The 13,450-nt window shown below is 69.3% G+C and carries 12 protein-coding genes; 4 read left to right on the forward strand and 8 right to left on the reverse strand.

The window, feature by feature from the left end; all coding sequences use genetic code 11:
• Positions 1-193: 193 nt before the first annotated feature.
• Positions 194-1,138: a diacylglycerol kinase family protein gene (locus HS045_RS13615; protein ID WP_196451697.1), complete on the reverse strand. Its 945-nt coding sequence runs from the start codon at positions 1,136-1,138 to the stop codon at positions 194-196.
• Between the two features lie 77 nt (positions 1,139-1,215).
• Between HS045_RS13615 and HS045_RS13620 the strand changes: the two genes are divergently transcribed.
• Positions 1,216-1,629: a hypothetical protein gene (locus HS045_RS13620; RefSeq protein WP_196451699.1), complete on the forward strand. Its 414-nt coding sequence runs from the start codon at positions 1,216-1,218 to the stop codon at positions 1,627-1,629.
• Between the two features lie 18 nt (positions 1,630-1,647).
• Here HS045_RS13620 and HS045_RS13625 read toward each other — a convergent pair whose 3' ends face one another.
• The 3 genes from HS045_RS13625 to sodN all read right to left on the reverse strand — a co-directional run bounded on the left by HS045_RS13625 (position 1,648) and on the right by sodN (position 3,463).
• A complete protein-coding gene (locus tag HS045_RS13625) occupies positions 1,648-2,427 on the reverse strand; it encodes an RNA polymerase sigma factor SigF (RefSeq protein WP_196451701.1) in 780 nt (259 codons plus the stop codon).
• Positions 2,428-2,444: 17 nt separating this feature from the next.
• Positions 2,445-2,870: an anti-sigma factor gene (locus tag HS045_RS13630; RefSeq protein ID WP_068897748.1), complete on the reverse strand. Its 426-nt coding sequence runs from the start codon at positions 2,868-2,870 to the stop codon at positions 2,445-2,447.
• Between the two features lie 191 nt (positions 2,871-3,061).
• Complete coding sequence (sodN, locus tag HS045_RS13635; protein ID WP_068897747.1) at positions 3,062-3,463, reverse strand: superoxide dismutase, Ni; 402 nt, start codon at positions 3,461-3,463, stop codon at positions 3,062-3,064.
• Between the two features lie 91 nt (positions 3,464-3,554).
• Here sodN and HS045_RS13640 point away from each other — a divergent pair, with 91 nt between their 5' ends.
• Positions 3,555-3,863, forward strand: a complete 309-nt coding sequence (locus tag HS045_RS13640) for a S24 family peptidase (protein ID WP_196451702.1) — start codon at positions 3,555-3,557, stop codon at positions 3,861-3,863.
• Here the strand turns inward: HS045_RS13640 and HS045_RS13645 are convergent.
• Complete coding sequence (locus HS045_RS13645; protein ID WP_196451703.1) at positions 3,818-4,363, reverse strand: ABATE domain-containing protein; 546 nt, start codon at positions 4,361-4,363, stop codon at positions 3,818-3,820. The genes HS045_RS13640 and HS045_RS13645 overlap by 46 nt on opposite strands.
• 278 nt (positions 4,364-4,641) lie before the next feature.
• Here HS045_RS13645 and HS045_RS13650 point away from each other — a divergent pair, with 278 nt between their 5' ends.
• A complete protein-coding gene (locus tag HS045_RS13650; RefSeq protein WP_307827511.1) occupies positions 4,642-5,835 on the forward strand; it encodes an NADP-dependent malic enzyme in 1,194 nt (397 codons plus the stop codon).
• A 392-nt stretch (positions 5,836-6,227) separates the two neighbouring features.
• Entirely contained in the window at positions 6,228-7,586 is a 1,359-nt protein-coding gene (locus tag HS045_RS13655) for a hypothetical protein (RefSeq protein ID WP_196451704.1), read from the forward strand.
• A gap of 207 nt (positions 7,587-7,793) precedes the next feature.
• Here HS045_RS13655 and HS045_RS13660 read toward each other — a convergent pair whose 3' ends face one another.
• From HS045_RS13660 to HS045_RS13670, 3 genes are all read right to left on the reverse strand, one after another.
• Complete coding sequence (locus tag HS045_RS13660; RefSeq protein WP_196451705.1) at positions 7,794-9,398, reverse strand: serine protease; 1,605 nt, start codon at positions 9,396-9,398, stop codon at positions 7,794-7,796.
• A 754-nt stretch (positions 9,399-10,152) separates the two neighbouring features.
• The gene (locus HS045_RS13665) at positions 10,153-11,757 is read right to left on the reverse strand and encodes a serine protease (RefSeq protein WP_196451705.1); all 1,605 of its coding nucleotides are present in this window, start codon (positions 11,755-11,757) and stop codon (positions 10,153-10,155) included.
• Positions 11,758-12,160: 403 nt separating this feature from the next.
• Positions 12,161-13,369 (reverse strand): serine protease, encoded by a 1,209-nt coding sequence (locus HS045_RS13670; protein ID WP_196451706.1) that lies wholly within the window; start codon positions 13,367-13,369, stop codon positions 12,161-12,163.
• Positions 13,370-13,450 lie beyond the last annotated feature (81 nt).

Genomic DNA, 13,450 nt, shown 5'->3' on the forward strand with positions numbered 1-13,450 from the left:
CGGTCCTGAACCGGTCCGGAGGTGCTCGCGGTGATCGTCGGTGACCTCAGCGTGATTACGGCCACTCAAAGGTCCTACGTTCCGACGTCACTGTTGAGAGTGGCAGCTACCCGGAGGGCAAGCAAGAGGTTTGGTAAAAGGTTTTGGGGGAGAAGAGTGTCGGATACGTCACACAATGACGATATGTAACCCACTATGCCAATACTTGTAACGCATTGGGGGTAGAGCGGAAGATCACCTGCTCGACCTCCCCCAGATAGTCGCCGTCGAGCTGGAAGGCCACCGGGCGCTCGGCGGTCAGCGTGAACTCCTTCTCGTCGTGCAGTTGCACCAGGTGCCGCCCGGTCGGCAGGGTCTCGCGCGTGCCCATGATCTGCGGCATCAGGTGGAGCATGGACGGCAGGCCGAGGCGCTGGAGCCCGAGCAGGTCCAGACCCGTCTCGAAGCTCGCCCACGGGGTCGGGCAGACCGGCCGGGGGCCGATGAAGCTCCAGGGCGAGGTGTTGGAGACCACCGCCATGAAGATGCCGGAGGCCGGGGGCACCCCGGGGCCCTCCAGGCGCATCGCCGCGCGGCGCTTGTCGGTCGACAGGTAGTGGCGCAGCGCGGTGTTCACGTAGCGCGCGGGGGTGGCCTTGCGGCCCGTGCCGCGCATGCCCTCGACCGCCCGGATCACCTCGGCGTCGTATCCCAGGCCGCTGCAGAACGTGAAGTAGCGGCTCTGCCCGTCCCAGAGGGCCTGGCCGAGCCCGACCGTGCGCCGCCGGTCGCGGCCGACCGCCTCCAGCACCACTCCGGTGGCCTCGACCGGGTCGTTCGGCAGGCCGAGCGCGCGGGCGAAGACGTTCGCGCTCCCGCCGGGGATCACCAGCAGCGCCGGCCGGTCGGCCGCCACCTCGCCGTCCTCGGCGTCGAGCAGGCCGTTCACCGTCTCGTTGATCGTGCCGTCGCCGCCGAGCACCGCGACCACGCCGAACCCGTCGGCATGGGCCGTGCGGGCGAGATGGGCGGCGTGCCCCCGGTAGCCGGTCTCCTCGACGGTCAGGTCCATCGTCGCGCCCAGCGCCCTGATGAGCACGTCCCGCGTCCGCTGGTTGGTGGTCGTGGCCTTGGGGTTCACCAGGAGCATCGCGCGCATGGCGCCAGCGTATCCGGCAATAACGGCACATAGGCGGTCAAAGGGGAGCCCATCGGTACCGGCTGTAGGGTTGCCCTGTGCAGAACCGCCCGCCGACCCTCACCGTCGCCGCCGCCGTCCTCGCGCTGGAAGGGCTGACCGCGCTGCTCCTCGGCGGCTACGTCGCGGTCGAGACCGCGGTCGGGAACCCGTCCGACACGATGAGCTCGGCCTTCGTCGCCGGGTTCGGGCTCCTCGTGGGAGCGGTCCTGCTCCGGGTGGCCTGGGGTCTGCTGCGGGCCGAGAAATGGACGCGGAGCCCGGGGGTGCTGACCCAGATCTTCATGGTCCCGGTCGTGGCCACGCTGCTGGAGTCGGGCTGGACGCTGTCCGGCGGCCTCCTGGCCGCCGCGGTGGTGACCGCGCTGGTCGCGCTGCTCTCCCCGCCGACGACCCGGGTCCTCTACGGGGACGCGGAGCCGTCGGACGGGATCGGGAGCGGCGGGGCCTGAGCGGGCCGGTCCGGCGGGTCAGTCCTCGGCGGTGAGGCCCTCGCGGAGCTGGGTCAGGGTCCTGGCCAGCAGCCGGGAGACGTGCATCTGCGAGATGCCCAGCTCGGTGGCGATCTGCGACTGCGTCATGTTGCCGAAGAACCGCAGCAGCAGGATCCGCTTCTCGCGCGGCGGGAGCCGTTCGAGCAGCGGCTTGAGCGACTCGCGGTACTCGACGCCCTCCAGGGAGTCGTCCACGATGCCGAGGGAGTCGGCGACCGCGGGCGCGTCGTCGTCACCGGAGTCGGGGGCGTCCAGGGAGACCGTGGAGTAGGCGTTGGCCGACTCCAGGCCCTCCAGGACCTCCTCCTCGCTCATCTTCAGGAACGCCGCGAGCTCGGCGACGGTGGGCGCCCGCCCCTCGCGCTGCGACAGCTCGCTGATCGCCTTGGTGAGCGAGAGCTTGAGCTCCTGCAGGCGGCGCGGCACGCGGACCGCCCAGCCCTTGTCGCGGAAGTGCCGCTTGATCTCGCCCACGATGGTGGGCGTGGCGTAGGTGGAGAACTCCACCCCGCGGTCCAGGTCGAAGCGGTCGATCGACTTGATCAGGCCGATGGTGGCGACCTGCGTCAGGTCGTCGAGCCACTCGCCCCGGTTGCGGAAGCGCCGGGCGAGGTATTCGACCAGGGGCAGGTGGAGCTCGACGAGCTCGTCGCGGATGCGCTGGCGTCGCGGGTCGTCGGGGGTCAACTCCGCCAGTTCACCGAAGAGCGTGCGCGCGCGAACCCTGTCGGGGACCGCGTGGTCGCTGGTGGCCATGGCACGAGTCCTTTCCGTCACGCCGGCCTCGCCGCGCCTCGACGCTTGCGGAGCACGATCGCCATACGGTCGGGGGAGTCGGTCACGGCGTCCACGTCGTCCGCCAGAGCGGTGAGCACCATCCAGGCGAACTCGTCGCGCTTGGGCGGGGAGCTGCCCACCGTGCTGACCTCGACCCGGACCCGCATCTCCTGTCCGGTGAGCTCGAACTCGGCCGTCAGGTCGGTGCCCGGGACGGCCTGGGTCAACAACATCGCACACGCCTCGTCGACCGCGATCCGGAGATCCTCGATCTCGTCGAGCGTGAAGTCCAGACGGGCGGCCAGCCCTGCGGTGGCCGTACGTAAAACGGACAGATATGCGCTCACAGCCGGCAGCCGGACGCTCACCACGTCACGGATCCCGCCCGCGTCGACCGCGGGCGCCTCGGTGTGCTCAGTCACGTTCCTCCTCGCAAGGTCGCTGACTGCAACCTACCGCCCCAAGGTGGCCGTTGGCCCGATCAGACGCGCGATCGGGATGATTTGGAACGGGAAAAAAGGACGTTCCGCGAGGTGGGAGAGGCGCACCGGAGCCTCTGGGGGCGCCGGTGCGCCGTGCCCTGCGCGGTCGCCGATCCGGCCGCGGCGGCGGATCAGGCGGCCTTGGTCTCCCAGAAGATCTTGGAGATCTCCTCGATCTTGGCCAGGAGCTCGTCGGCCTTGGAGGAGTCGACGGTGCCCTTGGCCGCGGCGGCGCCCGCCAGCTTGGTGGCCTCCCAGAACAGCTGGTGCAGCTGGGGGTAGGCCTCCAGGTGCTGCGGCTTGAAGTAGTCGGTCCACAGCACCCACAGGTGGTGCTTGACCAGCTGGGCCCGCTCCTCCTTGATGATCAGTGCGCGCGTGCGGAAGACCGGGTCCTCGTTCGCGGCGTACTTCTCCATGATGGCCTTGACGGACTCGGCCTCGATCCGGGCCTGGGCCGGGTCGTAGACGCCGCAGGGCAGGTCGCAGTGGGCGGACGCGACGTGCCTGGGGCGCAGAAGTCGTGCGAGCATCGGAGAATCCTTCCTTGATGCTGAGATCGACATGGTCCTCGAACGACCTTACTCGCCTTCGCAGGCCCGTACAGGAAGGGGGTTGGCGCTCATGAGAGTCCGTGTCGAGGGGGATTCCATGCTGCCCGCGCTGCGCCCCGGCGACTGGCTCTGGGTCCGGCGCGGCGCCCCGGTCCGGTCCGGGGACCTCGTCCTCGCCCGGCTCCCCGCCGATCCGTCCCGGCTGATCGTCAAACGCGCCGCGTGGCGCGACGGCGAGGACTGGTGGCTGGAGAGCGACAACCAGCGCGCCTCCGGCCGCCGGGACAGCTGGGACTTCGGCCCGGTCCCGGTGGTGGGCCGGGTGGTGGCGCGCTACAGGCCGCCGCTGTCCTGGCCGACCTTCTTCCGGGCCCGGTAGGCGGCGACGTTCGCCCGGCTGGCGCACCGCTCCGAGCAGTAGCGCCGGGAGCGGTTGGAGGAGGTGTCGAGGTAGGCCCGGCGGCACGGCGCCGCCCGGCAGAGGCCGAGCCGGTCCGCGCCGAGGTCGGTGACGATGGTGGCCAGACCCATCACCGCGCCCACGATGTACTGGTCGCAGAAGCGCCCGCCCTCGGTGAGGTGCAGGTGCCACGGCTCGCCGTCGTGCGCGGCGATCTGCGGGTGGACGGGATGGCGGCGGAGCAGCGCGTTGAGCCGGTCGACGACCTCCCGCTCGTCTCCGGCGGCGGCGGCCTCGAAGACGGTCACGAGCTCCGTGCGCAGCCCGCGCAGGGCGTCGAGGTCCCCGGGGGCGAGGCGGTCGGCCTGCGGGGGGCGGCCGCTCTCCTCCAGCAGGGTCCGCACCCCTTCCAGGCCGGTGAGGCGGTCGGGGCGGTTGACGAGCAGCACGGCCAGCTCGGCGTAGGAGATCAGATCCACCGGGGGTTTCCGTCGAGGTGTTCGGAGTGTCGAGGTAAGGGGTCTGCCGGGATTCAAGTATTACATGTGAGCAGGTTAACGTTCCCGGTGACGAAAGTGTGCGTTCTCTGTCACCTGCGGGAGTCTCACCATGTGGCACAATCGAGCAACGGGTGACCCCCGAACCCTCCAGGCGACCGTCCTCCAGTGAGCACGTCCCGAGCGGCTACCGAAGCCGGGCCGACCTCCTCCGGCGCCTACGAAGGAAAATGTCCGTCTGACTGATTACAGGGGTCGCTGTGGCAATCTCGTCATCTTCCATCTCCCTCGAAGCCCTCGATCTGGATCCGGCCTTCGCCCTGCACCGCGGGGGCAAGCTGGAGGTCCGCTCGACCGTCCCGGTCCGCAACGCCGACGACCTGGCCCTCGCCTACACCCCGGGCGTGGCCAAGGTCTGCACCGCGATCGCCGAGGAGCCCGAGCTGGCCGCCGACTACACCTGGGTCTCGAACGTCGTGGCCGTCGTCTCCGACGGCACCGCGGTGCTCGGGCTCGGTGACATCGGGCCCGCCGCCGCCATGCCCGTCATGGAGGGCAAGGCCCTGCTGTTCAAGGAGTTCGCCGGCGTCGACGCCGTGCCGATCTGCCTCGACTGCACCGACGTGGACGCCCTGGTCGAGACCGTCGTCCGGCTCGCACCCTCGTTCGGCGGCATCAACCTGGAGGACATCAGCGCGCCCCGGTGCTTCGAGGTCGAGGAGCGGCTGCGCGACCTGCTGGACATCCCGGTCTTCCACGACGACCAGCACGGCACCGCGATCGTCGTGCTGGCCGCGCTGAAGAACGCCGCCCGGCTGACCGGCCGCCCGCTGGGCGAGCTGCGGGCCGTGGTGGCCGGCGCCGGCGCCTCCGGGGTGGCGGTCAGCCGCATCCTGCTCAACGCGGGCATCGGCGACATCGCGGTCTCCGACTCCAAGGGCCTCGTCCACCGGGGCCGCGACGACCTCAACCCGGTCAAGGAGGCGCTGGCCCGCGACACGAACCGGGCGGACCTGCGCGGCTCCACCGAGGAGGCGCTGGCCGGGGCCGACGTGTTCGTCGGCCTGTCGGGCTCGACGGTCTCCGAGCGGGCCATCGCCTCGATGGCGCCCGGCGCGATCGTGTTCGCGCTGTCCAACCCGACGCCCGAGGTCCACCCCGAGGTGGCCAGGAAGCACGCCCGGGTGGTCGCCACCGGCCGCTCGGACTTCCCCAACCAGATCAACAACGTGCTGGCCTTCCCCGGCGTCTTCCGCGGGGCGCTCGACGTGCGGGCCAGCGCCATCACCGAGAACATGAAGGTCGCCGCCGCCGAGGCGCTGGCCGCCGTGGTCGGCGACGACGAGCTCTCGGCCGACTCGGTGATCCCCAGCCCGTTCGACGAGCGGGTCGCCCCCGCGGTCACCGCCGCGGTCATCGCCCAGGCGCGCGCCGACGGGGTCGCCCGGCTGTAGCCGCCTGATCCGGCCGGCCCGCTCGGCCCGTCCGGCTGATCCGGCCCGTCCGGCTGATCCGGCCCGTCCGGCTGATCCGGCCCGTCCGGCTGATCCGCCCCGGGCGGCCGGTCCGCCCGGAGCGGCGATCCCGGTCAGGGAGCGGCGCTCGCGGTCCGGGCCGCACCGGCCCGTCTCCCGGCGCCCCTCCGGCCCACCCTCCGAAGACGCCCCCGCCCGACCGGCGGGGGCGTCTTCTTTGCCAAAGAATCGCAATTACTTTACGGAACGTGCTATAACAAGTTCTCTCCGTTACCTTTACCTTCCGGGCAGGGCACGCGGGCACCCGTACGCCCGCGGACCGTCCAGGCGCACCATCATGCGCTCCGGGATTCTCGACGGCGAGGAGAACGATGGAACGCCAGCCGAACCGCTCCCTCCGACGGCTCATCGCCGAGGCCGGATTCACCTACAAGGGACTGGCCCGCGAACTCAACGAGCTCGGCCGGGCGCGCGGCCTGTCCGGGCTGAGGTACGACCACAGCTCCGTCCTGCGCTGGCTCGGCGGCCAGCGCCCCCGCGACCCGGTCCCGGCCCTGCTGGCGGAGATCTTCTCGCTGCGGCTCGGCCGGACGGTCACCCCGCAGGACATGGACATGTCCGCGGTGACTACGCCTCTCGACGTGGGGCAGGAGTTCCCGCACACCTGGGACGAAGGGGTCGCGAGCGTGACGGCGTTGTGGCGGGCGGACGTGGAGCGGCGCAGGTTCCTGGTGGACTCCACCTTCGCGATCGGGGCCGGTTCGGTCGGCGCGGTGCGCTGGCTGACCCTCCCGGCGGAGACCCGCCCCGCCGCGGGCGGCTCCCGGCGGGTGGGCATGGCCGACATCTCCGCGATCCGGGAGGTCACCCGGTCCTTCGGCGAACTGGACAACAGGTTCGGCGGCGGCCGGATCCGTGCGGCGGTGGTGAAGTACCTCGACACGGCCGTCGCCCCGCTGCTCAACGACGGCTCCTACGCCGAGGCCACCGGCAGGGAGCTCGCCTCGGCCGCCGCCGAGCTGACCCGGCTGGCCGGCTGGATGGCCTACGACCTGGAGCACCACGGGGTCGCCCAGCGCTACCTGATCCAGGCGCTGCGCCTGGCCAGGGGGGCGGGGGACCACGGCCTCGGCGGGGAGATCCTCGCCGGCATGAGCCACCAGGCCGCCTACATCGGGCAGCCCGCCCACGCCCTCGACCTCGCCCGCGCCGCCCAGCTCTCGGCCCGGCGCGCCGGGATCGCCTCCCTGCTGGCCGAGGCGCACGTGCTGGAGGCCCACGCGCAGGCGCTGCTGGGCGACCGTACGGCCTGCCGCGCCGCGCTGCACCAGGCGGAGCTGGCCTTCGACCAGAGGAAACCCGGGGACGAGCCCGAGTGGATCGCGTACTTCGACGAGGCCTACCTGTCGGCGAAGACCGCTCACTGCTTCCGCGACCTGCGCGACGGGCCGCAGGCCGTACGGCACGCGCGGCGGTCGCTGGAGATGGACGGGCGGTTCGTGCGCGGGCGCATGTTCAACCTGTCGCTGCTCGCCGCGGGGCTGCTGGAATGCGGCGAGCTGGAGGAGGCCTGCCCGGCGGCCGGCGAGGCGCTGGAGCTGGCGGGCGGGTTGCAGTCGGCCCGGACCCGGTCCTATGTCACCGACCTGCGCCGGCGGCTGGAGCCGCACGCCGCCGAGCCCGCGGTGGTGGAGCTGGACGAGCGGATCAGGGAGCTCGCCCCGGCCTGAGCGGGAACGTTCCACCGGGAGACCCCGGTGCCCCGGGGTCTCGTCCTGACAGGCGGCCTGTGGGGAGTCCTGCCGGTCTTCCCGGGGCGTTCTCGTTCGTCGGGGGAATGGCCGAGGGGCCCGGCGGGAATCCGCCGGGCCCCTCGGGTGGAGCAGGGTGAGTCGTCAGGGTGTGGACCCCTGGAGGACTCGGGTGATCGTCGGGTGTTACTTGACGATCGAGCCGGACCAGACAGCCGCGGCCTTGGTGTAGATGGCGTTGGTCTCGCCATCGAAGTAGGCCGAGGTGCTCAGGTCGTAGCGGTTGTTCTTGTCCTGGTCACCGAAGAGGCTGGTGACACCGTTGACGTAGCCCAGACGCTTGGCGTTGCTGTACTTGATGAGCCACGGGGAGCCGTCGGCGCCCGGGGTCATCGCGCACTTGAGGCCGACGTGCTCCTCGACCTTGGTCGCGGCGTGGGTGTAGGTCTTGCCGGTGGTGGTGCCGTAGCACCACTTGGCGGTCACGCCGGTGTAGGCCTTGTGGCCGTCGGGGTGGGCGTCGGCCGGGTAACCGAAGATGTAGACCTTCTGGCCGGTCTTCTGGTTCCAGGCGAAGCCCTGGCCACCGACGTTGTCGCCGAGGCGGCCGGTGTCCTTGATGAAGTCCGCGGCCAGCCAGTAGGTCTCGACCCAGTACTGCATCTGGACCGTGGACTTGACCCACTTCTTGACGTAGAACTGCTGCTTGGCCCAGCCGATGACCTTGTCACCCTGCTTGACCTCGGTCAGCTCACCGAGGAAGTTGCCGTCGGCCTTCTTGGCCTTCAGCTCGTTGTACTCCTCGAGGCTGATCGGCACCGGCTTGCTGTCGGACTTGCCGACGTACTGGTTGCCGTTCTCCAGGCCGTCACCGGCAGCGGTGTAGACGGACTTGACGACCTCGACGCCGACCAGCTTGACGCCGTCCTTGCCGTCCTCGTCGGTGTAGTCGTGGACGTTGGCCCCGGTCACGTTCGCCGGCTTGGCGATGTGCTCGACCTTGGGGTCGGCGGCCTTCGACTGGTACGGGCCGTTCTCGCCGAACTTCTCGCGGCCGGCGATGAAGGTCTTCTCGTCGATGGCCTTCGTGTCGACGAACTTGCCCGGGCCGGTGGCCTTGTCGAACTCGCTCTTCGAGACCTGCTTGGCGGAGCCGCCGCCGACCTGCACGCCGTTGTAGACGGTGACGAACGCGTAGTCGCGGTCGCGGTCCTCGAAGGCGGCGAAGTCGTAGTGGGTGTAGGCGGTCTTACCGACGTACACGCCCCACGGAGCCTTGCCCTGGTAGTAACCCGGGACGAAGATCCACTTGTCCATGACGCTGGAGTTCTTGGCGTCGTCGTAGACGCAGTGGCCCGCGGTCGCGACCAGGTTGCGGTACTTGGCCTCGATCGAGGTGGCGGAGCACCACTTCAGGCCGCCGTCGGAGTCGACGAAGAACACCTTGCCGATGGTCTTGGGCAGGTTGATGTTCTTGACGACCGAGGTGGCCTTCTTGCCCTCGCCGGTCGGCAGCACCGAGCCGGGCTTGCCGTCGGGGGTGTAGCCGCCGCCGACGCTCAGCTTCGGCGTGGCCTTGGTCTCCCAGGTGTAGGGCGTGGCCTTGGCGAGGTTGTTGGTCTTGTAGTTGGCGCCCAGCCAGAACTCCGCGGTCTCGAGCGCGGTGGGGGCGTCCTTGGCCATCGTGTCGAAGGCCCACTGCGGGTCGGCCTGAGCGGTGCCGGCCAGACCGGCGGCCAGCAGACCGGTGGCCAGAACGGCGCCACCGGCGGGGAGGAGGATGCGCTTCAAGGGAAACTCCTTGGTCTGTCGTGGAACGCATCTTGCGTCCCATGCGTCAGTAAAGGGATAGCCAGGAACATACAGCCCCGATCTTGAAAAACGGAAGCCGCTTCGCGGGTGAAAAACGGCACCCATCCGAGCGTGACCGTTCCGTTATCTGATCTGAGGTTTGGAAACATTGATCTCGCATGACCTGGTGGGTCGCGTTTGTGCAGATCACCATAAGGATGTTGTAAGTGGTGATGATGTGACGTGAGTGTTCCGATACGTTCCGTTACGACAGCCCTGTGATGCAGATCACAGGGAACGGATGGCACCGATTCGGGGTCCGCCACGTCTAACGCTGTCGACATCGGAGGGGCCCGGCGATCGCCGGGCCCCTCTTTCGATGTTCGTGCGCTGCCGGTGAGACCGCCGGGCCGGATCCGGCGGCGGGAAAGATCCCTGCGCCGCCCTCCGGTTGCTCCCGCCGTGAACCCTGGAGCGTCCGTGCGGAGCGAGTGGGTCCGGGCGCCGTGGCCGGGGCGGAAACGTGCGTGGGAGCCGGATGATCGCTCCTGTGACGGGCCCCGCCCGTCGCAGGGAAACCGTTCCCGCGGTCGGCAGGCGCGTCCGCGGCCGGCTGATCCGCTGCGGACGGAGGCCGTTCCCCCTGTCGGGGGAACGGCCGAGGGGCCCGGCGGGAATCCGCCGGGCCCCTCGGGTGGAGCAGGGTGAGTCGTCAGGGTGTGGACCCCTGGAGGACTCGGGTGATCGTCGGGTGTTACTTGACGATCGAGCCGGACCAGACAGCCGCGGCCTTGGTGTAGATGGCGTTGGTCTCGCCATCGAAGTAGGCCGAGGTGCTCAGGTCGTAGCGGTTGTTCTTGTCCTGGTCACCGAAGAGGCTGGTGACACCGTTGACGTAGCCCAGACGCTTGGCGTTGCTGTACTTGATGAGCCACGGGGAGCCGTCGGCGCCCGGGGTCATCGCGCACTTGAGGCCGACGTGCTCCTCGACCTTGGTCGCGGCGTGGGTGTAGGTCTTGCCGGTGGTGGTGCCGTAGCACCACTTGGCGGTCACGCCGGTGTAGGCCTTGTGGCCGTCGGGGTGGGCGTCGGCCGGGTAACCGAAGATGTAGACCTTCTGGCCGGTCTTCTGGTTCCAGGCGAAGCCCTGGCCACCGACGTTGTCGCCGAGGCGGCCGGTGTCCTTGATGAAGTCCGCGGCCAGCCAGTAGGTCTCGACCCAGTACTGCATCTGGACCGTGGACTTGACCCACTTCTTGACGTAGAACTGCTGCTTGGCCCAGCCGATGACCTTGTCACCCTGCTTGACCTCGGTCAGCTCACCGAGGAAGTTGCCGTCGGCCTTCTTGGCCTTCAGCTCGTTGTACTCCTCGAGGCTGATCGGCACCGGCTTGCTGTCGGACTTGCCGACGTACTGGTTGCCGTTCTCCAGGCCGTCACCGGCAGCGGTGTAGACGGACTTGACGACCTCGACGCCGACCAGCTTGACGCCGTCCTTGCCGTCCTCGTCGGTGTAGTCGTGGACGTTGGCCCCGGTCACGTTCGCCGGCTTGGCGATGTGCTCGACCTTGGGGTCGGCGGCCTTCGACTGGTACGGGCCGTTCTCGCCGAACTTCTCGCGGCCGGCGATGAAGGTCTTCTCGTCGATGGCCTTCGTGTCGACGAACTTGCCCGGGCCGGTGGCCTTGTCGAACTCGCTCTTCGAGACCTGCTTGGCGGAGCCGCCGCCGACCTGCACGCCGTTGTAGACGGTGACGAACGCGTAGTCGCGGTCGCGGTCCTCGAAGGCGGCGAAGTCGTAGTGGGTGTAGGCGGTCTTACCGACGTACACGCCCCACGGAGCCTTGCCCTGGTAGTAACCCGGGACGAAGATCCACTTGTCCATGACGCTGGAGTTCTTGGCGTCGTCGTAGACGCAGTGGCCCGCGGTCGCGACCAGGTTGCGGTACTTGGCCTCGATCGAGGTGGCGGAGCACCACTTCAGGCCGCCGTCGGAGTCGACGAAGAACACCTTGCCGATGGTCTTGGGCAGGTTGATGTTCTTGACGACCGAGGTGGCCTTCTTGCCCTCGCCGGTCGGCAGCACCGAGCCGGGCTTGCCGTCGGGGGTGTAGCCGCCGCCGACGCTCAGCTTCGGCGTGGCCTTGGTCTCCCAGGTGTAGGGCGTGGCCTTGGCGAGGTTGTTGGTCTTGTAGTTGGCGCCCAGCCAGAACTCCGCGGTCTCGAGCGCGGTGGGGGCGTCCTTGGCCATCGTGTCGAAGGCCCACTGCGGGTCGGCCTGAGCGGTGCCGGCCAGACCGGCGGCCAGCAGACCGGTGGCCAGAACGGCGCCACCGGCGGGGAGGAGGATGCGCTTCAAGGGAAACTCCTTGGTCTGTCGTGGAACGCATCTTGCGTCCCATGCGTCAGTAAAGGGATAGCCAGGAACATACAGCCCCGATCTTGAAAAACGGAAGCCGATCGGGAACCGGCGAAGCCGGTCACATCCGCCGATATCATTCCGTTACCTATGGCCACCACTGGACCCCTTGTTGGCCTTGGGGGTGGAGTGCCGTGTCTTCGCAGCTAGGTCGAGGGTTGTGATGAATGCGACGGATGTTGTGTAGTCGGACGTGTACCGTGGGTGGCGAACCCTCTGTGACGCAGATCACAGGGAACGGACGGCACCGATTCGGCGCCCGCCACGTCTAACGGAACTCGAAAGGGCCCCGGCGGATCGCCGAGGCCCTTCATGCCGTCCGGACCGGTCCCGCGACGGGGGATCAGTCCACGCGCTGGCTGCCCGCGTACCGGTAGACGACATAGGTCGACAGGGTGAAGTACGGCGAGGAGATCAGGTCGTACCGCTTGTCGACGTCGGTGTCCCAGGCGAAGCTGTTGACCCCGTTGAGGTAGCCGAGGCCGCGCTTGATGTCGTATGCGATCAGCCACGGACCGCCGCTGGCGCCGGCGGTGAACCCGCACTTCAGTGCGACGCCGTACTCCACCAGGCGGGCGGGGGCCGCCTGCTTGCGCGTCTGGCCGTCGCACGACTTCAGCTCCTGGCCGTTGAAGGGCTTGCTGCCGTCGAGGTGGGGGGCGGCGGGGTAGCCGAAGGCGAAGGTGTACCTGCCCGGACCGTGCCGGAAGACCAGCCCCTGTCCGCCGACGTTGTCCTCCAGGCTGCCCGTGGGCTCCATCTCGTGGGAACCCGCGGTCTTGCCGGCCTTCCACCGGAAGCCGTCGTGCACGGTGACGAAGGCGTAGTCGTAGTCGTAGTCGCCCTTGCCGACGAAGCTCTCGTGCAGGTTGAGGGAGTGGCCGACGTAGATTCCGTACGGCGTGGCGCCTCTGTCGTAGCCCGGGATGAAGATCCAGTACTCGGCGGACCTGCCCGTCTTGGCGTCGTAGGCGCAGTGGGCGGCCGTCGCGACCAGGTTCCTGCCCGCGGAGGCCACGGCGGAGGCCGAGCACCAGTAGTCCTTGTCCCCGATCCGGAAGAACACCTTCCCGACGGTGATGGGAGCGGGGCCGGCGGCCTGCGCCTTCTTCTTCGGCGAGGTGGGTTCGATGACCGGAGAGGAGCCCGCGGTGGTGGTCACGGTGGTGGTCGTCCGCTCTCCGCCGGTCGTGACGGTCGGGGCGGTCGAGGTGGTGGCCGTCTGCTCTCCCGCCGCCGCGGCGGTGGTGGCCTGGCCGGCGCCGCCGGGGGTGGGGGAGGCCGGGGGCGGCGTGGGGGCGCTCTCGCTGGGCTTGACCCCGGGGATCGCCGGGGTGTTGTCCTGCGCCTGCTTGAGCCGTTCCGGGCTCCAGTAGCCCGCGATCCGCTTCATGTCGGCGTGGTTCCGAGTCAGCGTGACGGACGTGACGCCGTTCGGCACCCCGTCCCACGGACTGGCCGCGGCGCTCCCGGGGAAGGCGGACATCGCGGTCGCACAGACGGCGACCAGGGCGCCGAATGTGGCCGTGAGCCGCCGGACGCGGGAGGACATGAAGAACGGTCCTTTCAGGGGTGCGGAGCGCGATGTGTGCGTAAAGGAGGATTTTTCCAGATCAACTGGCTTTTGGGCAGC

The sequence above is a fragment of the Planomonospora sp. ID82291 genome, from assembly GCF_015711645.1.
Taxonomy (GTDB): Bacteria; Actinomycetota; Actinomycetes; order Streptosporangiales; family Streptosporangiaceae; genus Planomonospora.